13 protein-coding genes are annotated in these 14,023 nt (G+C 72.0%); 7 read left to right on the top strand and 6 right to left on the bottom strand.

The window, feature by feature from the left end:
- The first annotated feature begins 86 nt into the window (after positions 1–86).
- Positions 87–2,672: a discoidin domain-containing protein gene (locus tag Dsi01nite_RS46130; protein ID WP_203852812.1), complete on the top strand. Its 2,586-nt coding sequence runs from the start codon at positions 87–89 to the stop codon at positions 2,670–2,672.
- Between the two features lie 620 nt (positions 2,673–3,292).
- Here the strand turns inward: Dsi01nite_RS46130 and Dsi01nite_RS46125 are convergent.
- On the bottom strand, positions 3,293–4,435 hold the full coding sequence (locus Dsi01nite_RS46125; RefSeq protein ID WP_203852811.1) for a low temperature requirement protein A: 1,143 nt from the start codon (positions 4,433–4,435) through the stop codon (positions 3,293–3,295).
- 77 nt (positions 4,436–4,512) lie between these two features.
- Between Dsi01nite_RS46125 and Dsi01nite_RS46120 the strand changes: the two genes are divergently transcribed.
- The 3 genes from Dsi01nite_RS46120 to Dsi01nite_RS46110 all read left to right on the top strand — a co-directional run bounded on the left by Dsi01nite_RS46120 (position 4,513) and on the right by Dsi01nite_RS46110 (position 6,453).
- Entirely contained in the window at positions 4,513–5,184 is a 672-nt protein-coding gene (locus tag Dsi01nite_RS46120) for an ArsR/SmtB family transcription factor (RefSeq protein ID WP_203852810.1), read from the top strand.
- A 1-nt stretch (position 5,185) separates the two neighbouring features.
- On the top strand, positions 5,186–5,923 hold the full coding sequence (locus tag Dsi01nite_RS46115; RefSeq protein ID WP_203852809.1) for an SRPBCC family protein: 738 nt from the start codon (positions 5,186–5,188) through the stop codon (positions 5,921–5,923).
- A gap of 80 nt (positions 5,924–6,003) precedes the next feature.
- The gene (locus tag Dsi01nite_RS46110) at positions 6,004–6,453 is read left to right on the top strand and encodes an SRPBCC family protein (RefSeq protein ID WP_203852808.1); all 450 of its coding nucleotides are present in this window, start codon (positions 6,004–6,006) and stop codon (positions 6,451–6,453) included.
- A gap of 65 nt (positions 6,454–6,518) precedes the next feature.
- On the opposite strand, the gene Dsi01nite_RS46105 is transcribed toward Dsi01nite_RS46110, so the two are convergent.
- Positions 6,519–7,904 (bottom strand): diguanylate cyclase domain-containing protein, encoded by a 1,386-nt coding sequence (locus Dsi01nite_RS46105; protein ID WP_203852807.1) that lies wholly within the window; start codon positions 7,902–7,904, stop codon positions 6,519–6,521.
- A 558-nt stretch (positions 7,905–8,462) separates the two neighbouring features.
- Here Dsi01nite_RS46105 and Dsi01nite_RS46100 point away from each other — a divergent pair.
- Positions 8,463–8,903 carry a hypothetical protein gene (locus tag Dsi01nite_RS46100; RefSeq protein WP_203852806.1) on the top strand — a complete coding sequence of 147 codons (441 nt, stop codon included), beginning with the start codon at positions 8,463–8,465 and terminating at the stop codon, positions 8,901–8,903.
- A gap of 60 nt (positions 8,904–8,963) precedes the next feature.
- Here the strand turns inward: Dsi01nite_RS46100 and Dsi01nite_RS46095 are convergent, their stop codons facing one another.
- The 3 genes from Dsi01nite_RS46095 to Dsi01nite_RS46085 form a co-directional block, all read right to left on the bottom strand.
- The gene (locus Dsi01nite_RS46095; protein WP_203852805.1) at positions 8,964–9,548 is read right to left on the bottom strand and encodes a hypothetical protein; all 585 of its coding nucleotides are present in this window, start codon (positions 9,546–9,548) and stop codon (positions 8,964–8,966) included.
- 109 nt (positions 9,549–9,657) lie between these two features.
- Positions 9,658–10,431, bottom strand: coding sequence for an SDR family NAD(P)-dependent oxidoreductase (locus Dsi01nite_RS46090; RefSeq protein WP_308442136.1), 774 nt, complete (start codon positions 10,429–10,431; stop codon positions 9,658–9,660).
- A 5-nt stretch (positions 10,432–10,436) separates the two neighbouring features.
- Entirely contained in the window at positions 10,437–10,925 is a 489-nt protein-coding gene (locus Dsi01nite_RS46085; RefSeq protein ID WP_203852803.1) for a beta-class carbonic anhydrase, read from the bottom strand.
- 95 nt (positions 10,926–11,020) lie between these two features.
- Here Dsi01nite_RS46085 and Dsi01nite_RS46080 point away from each other — a divergent pair, with 95 nt between their 5' ends.
- Positions 11,021–12,151 (top strand): geranylgeranyl reductase family protein, encoded by a 1,131-nt coding sequence (locus tag Dsi01nite_RS46080; RefSeq protein ID WP_203852802.1) that lies wholly within the window; start codon positions 11,021–11,023, stop codon positions 12,149–12,151.
- Between the two features lie 3 nt (positions 12,152–12,154).
- On the opposite strand, the gene Dsi01nite_RS46075 is transcribed toward Dsi01nite_RS46080, so the two are convergent.
- Positions 12,155–12,949: an isocitrate lyase/PEP mutase family protein gene (locus tag Dsi01nite_RS46075; protein ID WP_203852801.1), complete on the bottom strand. Its 795-nt coding sequence runs from the start codon at positions 12,947–12,949 to the stop codon at positions 12,155–12,157.
- A gap of 54 nt (positions 12,950–13,003) precedes the next feature.
- Between Dsi01nite_RS46075 and Dsi01nite_RS46070 the strand changes: the two genes are divergently transcribed.
- A complete protein-coding gene (locus Dsi01nite_RS46070; RefSeq protein ID WP_203852800.1) occupies positions 13,004–13,993 on the top strand; it encodes an ArsR/SmtB family transcription factor in 990 nt (329 codons plus the stop codon).
- The last annotated feature ends 30 nt before the right edge of the window (positions 13,994–14,023 follow it).

Here is a 14,023-nt window from a genome sequence, read left to right as displayed (position 1 = left end):
ATGCCTCGGCGGATGCCGGGTCCGCACCCGGGGGGAGGCGTCGCTCTGCCCTGCGACGCTGGCTCCTCGGTGGGGCCGCCACGCTGATGCTGTCCACCGCCGTCGCCGCGATCGCGCTGCCCAACGCGAGCGCCGCGCCGACCCTGCTCTCGCAGGGCAAGCCCACCACCGCCTCGTCCAGTGAGAACGCCGGCACCGCCGCCACCGCCGCCACCGACGGCAACACCGGCACCCGCTGGGCCAGCGCGTTCAGCGACCCGCAGTGGATCCAGGTCGACCTCGGCGCGCCCGCCGCGCTGTCCCAGGTCGTGCTCAACTGGGAGGCCGCCTCCGGCAAGGCGTTCCAGATCCAGATCTCCAACGACGCCGCCACCTGGACGTCTGTCTACACCACGACCACCGGCGCGGGCGGCACCCAGACGCTCAACGTGACCGGCACCGGCCGCTACGTGCGGATGTACGGCACCGTGCGCAACACCGCCTACGGCTACTCGCTGTGGGAGTTCCAGGTCTACGGCGAGCTCTCCCCGACCGGCCAGACCTGCGGCCCGACGAACCGCGCGATCGCCCGCCCGGCCACCGCCTCCTCGACCGAGAACGCCGGCACGCCCGCCAGCGCCGCCGTCGACGGCAACACCGGCACCCGCTGGGCCAGCGCCGCCGTCGTCCCGCAGTCGCTCACCGTCGACCTGGGCTCGGTCCTGCCGATCTGCCGGGTGATCCTGCGCTGGGAGGCCGCGTACGCGACCGCCTTCCAGATCCAGGCCTCGACCGACAACGCCGTGTGGACCTCGATCTACTCGACCACCACCGGCACCGGCGGGGTGCAGACCCTCGACGTGACCGGCAACGGCCGGTACGTGCGGATCAACGCCACCGCCAAGGCGACCCAGTGGGGCGTGTCGCTGTGGGAGTTCGAGGTGTACACCGGCACCGGTGGCTCGACCTCGCCGTCGCCCAGCACGTCGACCAGCACCGGGCCGATCGAGACGCCCGACCCGAAGAACCCGAACTTCGGCCCCAACGTCTCCGTCTACGACCCGTCACAGCAGGCGGCCGCGCAGGCCCGGCTCAACCAGATCTTCGCCGGCCAGGAGACCAACCAGTTCGGCACCGAGCGCTACGCGGTGCTGTTCAAGCCCGGCAACCACACGATCGACGCCAACATCGGCTTCTACACCCAGGTCGCCGGCCTCGGCTTCTCACCCGACGACGTCAACATCAACGGCCACGTCCGGGCCGAGGCCACCTGGTTCGGCGGCAACGCCACCCAGAACTTCTGGCGCGGCGCGGAGAACCTGTCCGTGACCCTGCCGAACACCGGCAACGGCGTGCAGGTCGAGCGCTGGGCGGTGTCGCAGGCGGTGCAGTACCGCCGCATGCACCTGCGCGGCGCCAACAACGAGATCCAGCTCTGGAACGGTGGCGACGGCTGGTCCTCCGGCGGTCTCATGGCCGACACCAAGGTCGACGGCCGGGTCGTGTCCGGCTCGCAGCAGCAGTGGTACACCCGCAACAGCGAGCTCGGCAGCTGGGCCGGTTCCGTGTGGAACATGGTCTTCCAGGGCGTCCAGGGCGCCCCGCCGCCGAACTTCCCGAACCCGTCGCACACGGTCATCAACCAGACGCCGCTGCAGCGGGAGAAGCCGTTCCTGTACCTCGACGGCACCGGCACCTACCGGGTGTTCGTCCCGGCGCTGCAGGCCAACACGACCGGCACCAGCTGGTTCGGCAAGACCCCGGCGGGCTCGTCGATCTCCCTCGACCAGTTCTTCATCGTCCGCCCCGGCCACACCGCGGCGCAGATCAACGCGGCCCTCGCCGCCGGCCGGCACCTCCTGGTGACCCCCGGCGTCTACCACCTGAACCAGGCACTGCAGGTCAACAACCCGAACACGGTCATCCTGGGCCTCGGCCTGGCGACGTTCGTGCCGGACGGCGGCGTCACCGCGATCAAGGTCGCCGACGTCGACGGCGTGAAGCTCGCCGGCATCCTCATCGACGCCGGCACGGTCAACTCCCCGACCCTGGTCGAGCTCGGCCCGGCCGGCTCGTCGGCCTCGCACGCCGCCAACCCGACCTCGCTGCACGACGTGTACTTCCGCATCGGCGGCGCCCACGTCGGCAACGCCACGGTCAGCCTGCAGGTCAACAGCAACAACGTGATCGGCGACCACATGTGGGTCTGGCGGGCCGACCACGGCAACGCCGGCACCTACGGCTGGACCGTCAGCAAGGGCCAGAACGGCATGGTCGTCAACGGCAACGACGTCACGATGTACGGGCTGTTCGTCGAGCACTACCAGCAGTACCAGGTCATCTGGAACGGCAACGGCGGCCGCACGTACTTCTTCCAGAACGAGATGCCCTACGACCCGCCGAACCAGGCCGCGTGGATGAACGGCTCCACCCGGGGCTGGGCCGCCTACAAGGTCGCCGACTCGGTGAACACGCACCAGGCGTGGGGGTTGGGCAGCTACTGCTACTTCAACGTCAACCCCGCCGTCGTCGGCGAACGCTCCTTCGAGGTGCCGGTGAAGTCCGGCATCCAGTTCCGCAACATGGTCAGCGTCTCGCTCGGCGGCGTGGGCACGATCAACCACGTCATCAACAACACGGCGGGACCCGCCAACACGGCCAACCAGATCATCTATGTGACGGCCGGGCCGTGACGCTCCGGTAACTGTTCCTTGTTCAGGTAACTGTTCTTTGTTCAGGTAACTGTCGAGCCGGGAGACCTACCCGCCCAGGTCTTCCGGCTCGACGCCTGTCCACCGTCGGGTGGACAACCGTCGTCCGTCCTCCGGTCGTCCCGTGGTAGCAGGTGCACCGGCTTCGATGTGCCCATGACACCGATCGAAGTGCATGGGTTGCGCAAGGTCACCTCCGCGCTGGTGGTGTAGGGGGCGGTCAGCGCTGGTCCGTTGTGGTTGATGTCAGACGGCGGCCAGTTGTGTCGTGGCTGGGTCGACAGGGGCGGCCGGGTCGACGGGACTGCGGTGCCGCCCGTGCCGCCCGTGCCGCCCGTGCCGCCCGTGCCGCCCGTGCCGCGCGTGCCGCGCGTGCCGCGCGTGCCGCGCGTGCCGTCGGGGTTGCCCGTGCCGTGGGGGTTGCCCGGGCCGTGGGAGCCCGCTCCCGGAATTCACCAGGTTCGACGCGTCCGTGACCGTTGTGGTCTCACCGCGACGTGTCGCCCGCGGTCACGGACCCCCACGTGCCTGGCGCGCAGGGCGAGCACGCTCCCGTGGCGAAGATCGCCGTCCGGCGCGTGGGGGTTTCCGGTCCGGACGTGTCAGCGGCCGAAGTCGTGAATGGCGGTGGTGTGCTCGACGCGGACGGTCTTCAGGTCCCTGGCGATGACCGCAGCCGCCATCACGACCAGGATCGCGGTGAGCTGAGCGACGGCCCGCCAGTGTCCGAGCGGGATCACCGCCAGGACGCCGGCCGCGGCGGCCACGCGATACCAGGCACCGGGCACCTTCAGGATCGATAAGAACGCGGCGTGGCCGAGCAGGAACGTGGCGGCGCCGGCGCTCAGGACGATGGCGCTCGGCCAGTGCAGCGGCTCGAGGGCGTGACCCACCGACAGCTTCACGCCGACCGCGGTGAACACGATGCCGGCGATCAGGAAGTAGTGCGCGTAGCCCCAGGCCTGGACTGCGACGCGGGCCTTGCGGGTGGGGTCGGTGATGGCGTGCAGTGCGTGCTCGGCGCGGGTCTCGTCGCCGGAGAAGTAGTTCCAGTACAGGTAATACGCGATGCACAGGCCCAGCAGCGCCACGATGAGCGTGGACGGGTCGAGGTGCATGCCCTCGAAGGCCAGGCCGATCGCGATCACCGACTCGCCGATGGCGACGATGACGACCAGCCCGTGCCGCTCCGCGAAGTGTCCCGCGTTGATCGTCCAGGTGCCCATACGCTGCAGGTGCGGCGCGGCGATGACCAGCGCGAGTGCCGCCGTCCACAGCCCGTAGTGCCACGGCCCGTCGAGGAATCCGCCGACCAGCACCAGGAGCGCGGCGGTGCCGTTGATCGGGGCCAGCCCGGCGATCGCGGCACCGATGGAGGCGTTGTCGTCGGCCTGCAGGAACAGGGCGGAGTGGACGGCGGTGACGATGACATACCCGACGCCGAAGGCCCATCCGTCACCGTCGAACGCGTAGGGGATCGACAGGGCGATGACCATGAACCCGGCCATGCCGGTGAGCAGCAGGGTGCGGCGCAGCGTGCTGCTCGGGGCCACCGCGTTGGTGAGCCAGGCGTAGCCCGCATACATCCACCAGATGATGCCGAGCATCAGCAGCACCCGGAGGGCATGAGTCACGTCGACGTGCTTGACCAGCACGGTGGCGAACTGGGTCACGGTGAAGACGAACACGAGATCGAAGAACAACTCGATGGTGGAGACCCGGGGTCCCCGCACCTGGGATGTCACAGCGGTCACTGTAGCGACGAGCACTGACAATTTTTCCTGTCTTGACAGGGGAACTTGTCGGCGGTTACGGTTCTCGCATGTTCGAAGTGGGTGTCATCGAGGAGTCAGGCGCCGCCGAGGTAGCGCTGGACCCGATCCGGACGCGGCTGCTGGCGTTGCTGGTGGAGCCCCATTCGGCGACCAGTCTCGCGGCGATCGTCGGACTGCCCCGGCAGAAGGTGAACTATCACCTCAGGACGCTCGAGGCGCACGGCCTGGTCGAGCTGGTCGAGGAGCGGCGCAAAGGAAACGTCACGGAGCGGGTGCTGCGGGCCGCCGCCGCCTCGTTCGTGATCTCGCCGACGGCGCTCGCGGCCGTCGCCCCCGACCCGGCCAGATCGCCTGACAGGTTGTCCGCGCGATGGCTGCTGGCGGTCGCGGCCCGACTCGTCAAAGAGGTCGGCACGCTCATCACCGGGGCGGCCCGGGCAGGCAAGCCGGTAGCCACCTTCGCCCTCGACGGGACCGTGCGGTTCGCGTCGGCGGCCGACCGGGCGGCGTTCACCCAGGAGCTGACTGCGGCCGTGGCCGCGCTGGTCAGCCGCTACCACGACGAGCACGCCGAAGGCGGCCGGGACCACCGGGTCATTGTCGCCCTCCACCCCAGCCTGCGTCCGGAAGTCACGCGTCCGATGGACGCGGCGGCCGTCGACGCCGACCTCGACGTTCAGATCGAGATTCAGCACCGTCCCGAGACCAAGGAGTCCTGACATGTCGCACGAATTCGAGCTCACCCACGACATCGACATCGCGGCAACGCCCGAGCAGGTCTGGGAGGCCATCGCCACCGGGCCCGGCATCGACTCGTGGTTCATGGGCAAGAGCGAGGTCGAGCCCCGGGTCGGCGGTCGTGGGTCACTCACGATGCCCGGCTTCACCGCCGAGTCGACGGTCACCGCGTGGGAGCCGCCGCACCGTTTCGCCTACCAGGGCACGCCCGACGAGAGCGGCGCGTTCATGGCTTTCGAGTACCTGGTCGAAGGCCGCGACGGTGGGAGCACCGCGCTGCGGCTGGTGCACAGCGGCATCCTGACCGGCGACTGGGAGGAGCAGTATGACGCGCTGCGCAAAGGCAACCCGCTCTACCTGCGCACGCTCGAGCAGTATCTGGTGCATTTCCCTGGTCGCACCGCGGTGCCGGTCACCGCGTTCGGCCCGCAGCAGTCCGACCAGGAGCGGGCGTGGTCCGGTGTCATCGCCGCCGTCGGCCTGACCGAACCCGTCGTCGAGGGCGACAAGGTGCAGTTCACCATCGAGGGGCAGGACGTCACCGGCGTGGTCGACGTGGTCGTGGAGCCCGGTTTCCTGGGCGTGCGCACCGACGACGCGCTGCTGCGGTTCGTGGGCGGCGGCGGCATGCTCTTCACCGGCCATCACGTGTTCGCCGACATCGACCAGGAGGCGGCGGCGCGGACCTGGTCGGAGTGGCTCGCCGCCGCCTACGCCTGACCGCGTCGGAGGAGCCGGCGACGACACCCCGGGGGAGCCGGCGACCGGGCCGGCTCCTCCGCACTGGCAAGGAGCGCAGCGTGCACACTGCCGAGTATTCGATCACCCGCAAGCTCGCCGCGGAGCCGCAACGGGTCTACCGGGCGTGGACCACGCCCGCCGGCTTCAGTCGGTGGTTCGGCCCGCGGGAGTTCACCATGCCGGAGGACCGCATCGTCATGCAGACCCGGCCGGGCGGCGCCTGGCAGGTCGTCATGCTCGACGACGCCGGTAACGAGCACGCACTCGGTGGTGTCTATCGAGAGCTCGACGCCCCCGCCCGGCTCGTCATGACGACGGGCCACCCTGACGACACGACCAGCGGCACCGCCTCGACCGTCAGCGTGATGTTCAAGCCGACCGGTGACGGCGGCACCGAGATGACCATGCGGCAGCAGGGGCTCACCACCGACGCCGCCCGCGCTGAGGATGCCGTCGCCGGTTGGCGCCAGTTCTTCGACCGGCTCGCGGAGCACCTGGGGCAGCGATGAACCGCGCCTGTGCCGTCCCCGCCGTCCTGTTCTCGGCACCGCCGCAGGGGTCGCGAAGCTGCGGCCTACGCCGCGACGAAGAGCTGGCAGCCATTGCGGCGGAGGCGTTTGGTTTCGTACATGGCGAGGTCCGCCTGGCGGAGCAGGTCCTTGGCGTCGACACCGGGCGTGCTCATCGCGACGCCGATGCTGCAACCGACGCGGACGCGGTGTCCGGCGACGGACAGGTCGCGGTCGATGGCGGTGACGATGCGGCGGGCCACGGCGAGCGCGGCGGCCGGGTCGGCGACGTGGGGGAGCAGGACGCCGAACTCGTCGCCGCCGAGCCTGCCGACGACGTCCCGCGGGTTCGTGGCGGAGCGGATCAGGTGGCCGATCTCGGTGAGCAGATCGTCGCCGACGTGATGCCCGAGAGTGTCGTTGACCTGCTTGAAGCCGTCCAGGTCGAGAAACAGCAGGCCGAGAGGGCCGGCGTGGTCGGCCAGGGCGCGTTCCAGGGCGGGCACGAAGGTCTGGGCATTGACGAGCCCGGTCAGAGCGTCGTGGGTCGCCTGGTATTCGATGCGTTCGCGGGCGGCGCGGCGTTCGGTGATGTCACGGTGATGACCGACGATGCCGCGGACCGCCGGGTGGTCGAGGAGATTCCGGGAGCTGATCTCGTGCCAGCGCCACTCACCGCCGGCGGAACGGACGCGCAGCTCGCCGCGCTGGCTGTCGTGGGGCCCGGCGGCGAGGACCCGGGTGTGCAGGGCGCGGGCGGCGGCGACGTCGTCGGGATGGATGAGGGACCAGAAGCCACGGCCGAGAAGCTGCTCTGCGGGCACGCCGACGACGTGGTCGGCGGCGGAGCTGACATAGGTGATGTCGCCCTGCGCGGTGCTGACGGTGATGATGTCGGACGAGTCCTGGACGAGGACCCGGAAGCGGTCGGCGTTGCTGCGCAGGGCGGCCTCCGCGCGTTCCTGCCGCGCGACGGATCGGCCGAGGGTCCGCCCGGTCGTGGCGACCCCGACGATGACCAGGGCGGCGACACCGTGGACCTCCGGCTGCGGCAGGTAGCTGTGCAGGCCGGCCACGATCGCGAGCTGGCCGAGCCCGATGCAGACCGCGCTGGACACGACGGCGGGGCGCCACGCCCGGGCGCCGGACCACTCCAGATGCATCGACATGATGTGGAAGTGGGCCATGGCGAGCAGCGACCCCCAACCGAGCAGGTACATGGCGGCCGAGGTCATCAGCATGTGGAGCGCGAGCCGGGGCCACAAACGGCGGGAGAGGTCACCGGCGGCGAGGCGACGCTGGACGGCGGGCTGCTGATAGGCCATGCCGAGCAGCAGCGTCAGCGCCAACAGCCAGAAGGGCGCGGTGCCGGCGATCCCGACGTGCCGCAGCACGGCGATGACGAGCAGGACGAGGACGGGCTCGACCCCGTCGCGGACGTACCGCAGCACACCAGCCCATTCGGCAGCAGCACACCGGAATCAAGGCCGAACACCAGCAGATCTCCACCGATGCCCGCCAGACCCGCTACCCACAGGCCCGGCCGCCAGGTGCGGGCCCAACCCGGCCGGGGCATGGCGGCACGGTGCGGTGTCCCGTTGTCGCGAGGGGCGGTGCGGTGGCCCGGCGCGGCGCGGCGCGGCGCGGTGCGGCGCGGTGGCGCAGTGGCCCGGTGCGGCCCAGTGGGGTGCGGTGACGTACTGGCCCGGTTGCCCAGTGCGACGTGGTGGCCGAGCGCGTGCGGTGGCCCAGTGGCCCAGTGCCGTGCGGTGCGGTGACGCAGTTGCCCGGTGGCCGAGTGCGTGCAGTGGCCCAGTGCGGTGCGGTGGTGCGGTGCGGTGCGGTCGGGCAAAGGGCGTTGCGGGCGGGGTACGGCGCCGCGGGCCGACCCGGGCGCTGCGGTGGGGGTACAGGGCATGCTGGCCGGGTGACCGGGTGACCGGGTGACCGGGGGCGAGGCGGCCGGGTGGGGGTCCCGCGGGCGGGGGGTGACACGTCACAATGCTCACGTGACGTTGCCCATCCCGTACAGCGGCGGCGGTGATCTTCCCGCCTACACCGGGCCTGATGTGCAGATCGGTGACGTGCGCGTCGACGGTCGTGCCATCTACACGCCGGTCGGGGTCTGGCCGATCCACGGCAGCCGGTGGATGGTGGTCTCGCAGCCGGTGCCGATGACGACGACGGCGGGCTGGGGGATCGGGCTGGGCGTGGCGTGCGCGATCCTGGCCGTGATCATGGTGCCGTTCACCTGTGGGCTGAGTCTGTTTCTGCTGTTCGGGTTGTTTTTCCTGACTGCGAAGACGCACACGATGTCGGGGCCGATGATCGTGTCGGTGCAGGCGGGGCAGTTCCACTACCTGGCGCGGGAGGTGGTGTACTCGCCGCAGCACGCCGCCGAGGCACTGCAGCGGGTCAACTTCGCGCAGGCCCTCGCGTCGCGGTACTGAGCGCGGATCGGGAAACGGCGGCCGGGAAGCAGCGGCCGGGGAACGGCGGCCGGGAAGCATTCAGACGGAAGGGTCCGCGTCGTAGCCGGCGAGCAGCTGCGCCCTGGTCCCGACCAGGTGGGGCTCCAGGTCGCCGACCCTGGCCAGCCGGATCTCCGCCGGTGCCAGGTCCGACACCCGCAGCAGCAGCCCCGGCACCTCGTCGAGGACCGCCAGCCAGCCCTTCCGCGCCGGCAGCACCTGCTGGTCGGGCCAGCGCTGGAATGGCTTCGGGATGCCGTCGACCGTGATCCCGACCCGGTGCGGGGCCGGCGTCGACGCGGCGCGGAGGTTGCGTTCGTACGTCTTGCGGTCCTCGGGTGGCTGCGGCATCACGGCCGCGACCCGCATGTCGATGAGCAGCGGCAGCGGCGGGCCGGCGGTGGTGACGACCTCGACCCAGCCGCCGGACGCCGGGTCGCCGAACGTCAGCCCCGCGTGCACGAGCCGGTCGTCGTCCCAGGCCCAGCTGCCGATCCGGCACGGACCGGTCCAGCCGGCCATCCCGTACAGCGGCAGCGCGGCGGCGCTCGCGCGGATCCGGTTCGCCCGCTGGTCGATCAGCGCAGTGAACTCGATGCGGTTCAGCCGCCCCCCGTATCGCATGGGATCGATCGTGCAGCATCACCGGCGTCCGTGGCGGCCTGCCGCCCCTCGCGCGAACCCCCGCTGTTTACCTCGCGGCGCCGGACTCGACGGCCGAACCGGAAAAGGCTCAGCGGGACTCGGGGTCGGCGCCCCTGGCGGCGCGGCCGCCGTCGACCGGCAGCACCGCCCCGGTGACGAACGACGCGGCCGGGGAGAGCAGGAATGCGACCACCTCGGCGACCTCGTCCGCGCCGCCGGGCCGCCCCAGCGGGTGCAGCTGGGCGAGCTGGTCCACGATGTGGGCGGCCTCGTCCGGTGGGCGGGCGGCAAGGTACGAGGCCGAACGTTCGGTCCCTATCGACCCGAGGGCGACGGCGTTGACCCGGATGCCGTGCGGGCCGTGGTCGACGGCGAGGGCGCGGGTCAGGCCCTCGATCGCGGCCTTCGCCGTCGCGTACGGCAGCGCGCCGCGCACCGCGCGTTGCGCCTGGTGGGAGGAGACGTTGACGACGGCGCCGCCGTGGCCGGCCGCGCGGAAGCGGCGCACGGCGGTGGCGCTGCCCGCCACGGCCGGTGCCAGGTTCGCCGTCACCAGGGCGAGGAGCTCGCGCGCCGGCACCGTGTCGATCCACGCGTCGCGGAAGACGGCGGCGTTGTTGACCCAGCCCGCGAGGGGTCCGCGCGCCTCGGCGAGGTCGGCGGCGCGCTCGGTGACCGCCTCGTCACCGGCGTCGCCGGTGAGTCCCACGAGCCGCCCCGCAAAAACCTGGTCGTCGACCCAGGTCAGTGCCGCCGGGTCGTGCTCCAGCACGACGACGGCGGAGGCGTCGTCGCGGAGCAGCCGGGTCACGACCGCGCGGCCGACTCCCCGGCCGCCGCCCGTGACAACGAAGGACCGCACCGGGGTCAGTGCACCTCTTCGATCTTCGCGGTGCCGACGTCGAAGATGAACCCGCGCACGTCTTCCCGGTGTGGCAGCCAGGCGCATTCACGTACCGTGGCGATCGAGGAACGCATGGTGTCGTGCAGGTCGCTGAAGCCGGGCACGTCCCAGCCCGGCGTCCGGCCGGTCTCGGCGGACAGCGTCGCGCGGAACTCGTCGTCGTCGAACCCCTGCATGCCGCACTCGGTGTGGTGGATCAGGACGACCTCGCGGGTGCCGAGCCGGCGCTGGCTGATCGCGAGAGAGCGCAGCACCTCCTCCGTCGGCAGGCCGCCGGCGTTGCGGATGAGGTGCGCGTCGCCGATTTCCAGGCCGAGCGCGCCGAAGAGATCCAGGCGCGAGTCCATGCACGTGATGACGGTCAGCCGCAGGCGCGGGCGCAGCGGACGCGGGCCCGGGAAGGTGCTCGCGTACTGCTCATTGGCGTGGATGAGATGGTCGATCGCCGACATCCCGCCAGTGAAACAGATCGGTCACTCATTCGGATGACGTCTGCATCACACGAGGCCAATCTCACCTGTGAAAGCCGACCTCCTAGGCTGCTCGGGTGAGTGAACCCAAGCAGCACTGGGACGTGGTCGTCGTCGGCGGGGGACCGGCCGGACTGTCGGCGGCGCACGCGGCGGCGGCCGGCGGGGCGAGGACGCTGGTGCTGGAGAAGGCGGTGCACCCCCGGTACAAGACCTGCGGCGGCGGGCTGATCGGGTTCACCCTCCAGGCGGTCGCGGACCGCATCGACATCCCCGCCGACGACCACATCACGCGGGTCGACTTCACCCACGACGGCCGGCGGGCGTTCGCCCGGTCCGGGCGCCGCGGGCGGCCGCTGCTGCTGATGGTGCGCCGGCCGCAGTTCGACGACGCGCTGCGGGTCGCCGCGGAGAAGGCCGGTGCGGTCGTCCGGCAGTCGGTCACGGCACGGTCGCTCGAGCAGACCGGCGACGCGGTCGTGGTACGGCTGGCGGACGGCGAAACCGTCACCGGACGGACCGTCATCGGCGCCGACGGCTCGTCCGGGATCACCGCCCGCCACGCCGGCGTCGAGTACGGCCAGGTCGACCTCGGCCTGGAGGTCGAACTGCCGGTGCCGGCCGGCGTCGCCGCCCGCTGGAAGGGCCGGCTGCTCATCGACTGGGGCCCGCTGCCGGGCTCCTACGCGTGGGTGTTCCCGAAGGACGACGTCCTCACCGTCGGCGTGATCGCCGCCCGGGGCCAGGGCGAGCGCACGAAACGGTACCTGCGCGACTTCGTCACCCGGCTCGGCCTGGACGGCATCGAACCCGTGCACGACTCCGGGCACCTGACCCGCTGCCGCACCGCGACGTCGCCGCTGCGGACCGGCCGGGTCCTGGTGGCCGGTGACGCGGCGGGCCTGCTGGAGCCGTGGACCCGCGAGGGGATCAGCTTCGCGGTGCGCTCCGGCAGCCTCGCCGGCGCGGCGGCGGCGAGCGGCGACCTCGACGGCTACGTCACCGCCGTGCAGCGGACCCTCGTCCCGGCGATGACCGCTGGGCGGCGCCTGCTGGACACGTTCAGCCGCCGGCCCGGGCTCTTCCACGCGATGCTGAGGACCCCGCCGGGCTGGCGCATGTTCGAGCGGTTCTGCCTGGGCGAGACGTCCTTCGAACACACCGTGGAGCGCCTGCCGGTCAGGACGGCGCTGAAGCTGCTGCAGTGACAGCTAGCGGGACATGAGGGCGTTGAGGTCGCCGTACCCGTCGGCGCCGTCGAGGCTCGTGTACGTGCCCGCGGTGAAGGCCTCCTCCGCGACGCGCCGGGCGACGGTGTAGGCCGCCTCCGCCACGCCCGAGCCGAGGCTGACCCTGGCCACGCCCAGCTTGGCGAGCTCCGCGACGGACGGCGCGCCCGGGCCGACGAGGATGTTCAGCGGCGCCGGGATGGCGGCGGCGAGCGCGGTGATCGTGGCCGCGTCCACGACGCCGGGCACGAAGATCCCGCTCGCCCCGGCGTCCAGGTAGGCGCGGGCCCGCGCGAGGGTGCCGTCGAGGTCGTCCGCGCCGCGCAGGTACGTGTCGATGCGCGCGTTGATGTAGACGTCCGGCGCCGCGGCGCGGGCGGCCGCGATCCGCTCCGCCTGGTCGGCGACGTCGCGCAGCCCGGGGCGGTCGCCGCGCAGCGTGTCCTCCAGGTTGACGCCGACGGCGCCGGCCGCGGCGACCCCGCGCAGCGTCTCGGCGACGGCGTCCGGGTCCGTGCCGAAGCCCGACTCGACGTCCGCAGTCACCGGCACGTCCACGGCGGCGACGACCCGGGCCAGGTGCACGAGCATCGCGTCCCGGGTGAGCGCGTCGCCGTCGGGCACCCCGAGCGTCCAGGCGACCCCGGCGGAGGTGGTGGCGACCGCTCGGGCGCCGGCGGCGGCGACGATCCGCGCGGACGCGGCGTCCCACGCGTTGACGAGGACGAGCGGGTCGGCGGCGTTGTGCAGGGAACGGAACAGCGTGGCGTCGGTCATGCCGCCATCCTTCCGGCGCCGGCGGTGCCGCTCCAACGTTTTAGTCTGGACTGCATGGTCGCCATCGGACTGTCCGCCGGCGGGGTCGCCCGGGTGCGGTTCGCGATCTCGCCGCTGTGGGAGACGATCGCCAGCATCCGCGTGCTGCGCGACCCCGGCGCCCACGCGATCCACCTGCCGTGGGTCCGCCGGGTCAGGCCCCGGCTCGGCCGGCTGACGGAGAGCGAGCTGTGGCGGCTGGTGCCGCCGGGCCCGGCGTACGTGCCGGACTTCCTGACCCCGGCGCCGGCCGGGCTGTTCGCGGAGCTGCCGGCGGAGCTGGAGGCGTTGCGCGCCACCCCGGAAGCGGAGGTGGCGGCGCAATGGCCCGGAGCGGCGCCGCTGGACAAGCCGCTGGACAAGTCGCTGGACAAGCCGCCGGACGGGCTGCTGGAGCGGCTCGCGACGCAGCTCGGCGACTACTTCGACGTGGCACTCGCCCCCGACTGGCCACGGATCCGGCGGCTGCTCGAGGCGGAGGTGTTCACCCGCGCGAGGGCCCTCGCCGCGGACGGGGTCGGCGGCCTGCTCAACGACCTGCACGAGCAGGTGCGATGGGCCGACGACACGCTGTCGGTCGCGCAACGGTGGTGCACGGCGGACGACGTGCCCGACGGCGGCGGGCTCGTCCTGATCCCGTCGGTGTTCGTGTGGCCGTCGATTCTGACCGTTTCGACGGGGCGGCTCGCCCAGTTGGCGTACCCCCCACGGGGTACGGGCGGGCTGTGGGAGCGGCCCGCCCGCGCGCCGGACGGGGTCGCCGCGGTCCTCGGCAGGTCCCGGGCGCGGCTGCTGGTCGAGCTGTCGGCGCCGGCGTCGACGACGGCCCTCGCGGCGCGGACCGGGTTGACCGCCGGCGGCGTCTCCCAGCACCTGGCGGCGCTGCGCGCGGCCGGCCTGGTCACCGCGCACCGCGACGGCCGTACTGTGCTCAACATCCGCACCGACCTCGCCGACGCGCTGCTCGGAACACCACGAAACGCGGAACGCCGGCCCACGAGGTAGCGGGCCGGCGTCCAAAGAGCGAAAGCAGAC

It is taken from the genome of Dactylosporangium siamense (assembly GCF_016862795.1).
In the GTDB taxonomy this organism is placed as follows: Bacteria; Actinomycetota; Actinomycetes; order Mycobacteriales; family Micromonosporaceae; genus Dactylosporangium; species Dactylosporangium siamense.
Note: the sequence above shows the minus strand (reverse complement) of the source record. Positions and strands in the feature narration are given on the sequence as shown.

What these genes read in the sequence shown, in the direction of transcription:
- Dsi01nite_RS46130 (WP_203852812.1), top strand. Translation starts at nt 87, where the DNA reads ATGCTGTCCACCGCCGTCGCCGCGATCGCGCTGCCCAACGCGAGCGCC.
- Dsi01nite_RS46095 (WP_203852805.1), bottom strand. Translation starts at nt 9,548, where the DNA reads ATGCGATACGGGGGGCGGCTGAACCGCATCGAGTTCACTGCGCTGATC.
- Dsi01nite_RS46115 (WP_203852809.1), top strand. Translation starts at nt 5,186, where the DNA reads ATGTCGCACGAATTCGAGCTCACCCACGACATCGACATCGCGGCAACG.
- Dsi01nite_RS46075 (WP_203852801.1), bottom strand. Translation starts at nt 12,949, where the DNA reads ATGACCGACGCCACGCTGTTCCGTTCCCTGCACAACGCCGCCGACCCG.
- Dsi01nite_RS46085 (WP_203852803.1), bottom strand. Translation starts at nt 10,925, where the DNA reads ATGTCGGCGATCGACCATCTCATCCACGCCAATGAGCAGTACGCGAGC.
- Dsi01nite_RS46120 (WP_203852810.1), top strand. Translation starts at nt 4,513, where the DNA reads ATGTTCGAAGTGGGTGTCATCGAGGAGTCAGGCGCCGCCGAGGTAGCG.
- Dsi01nite_RS46070 (WP_203852800.1), top strand. Translation starts at nt 13,004, where the DNA reads ATGGTCGCCATCGGACTGTCCGCCGGCGGGGTCGCCCGGGTGCGGTTC.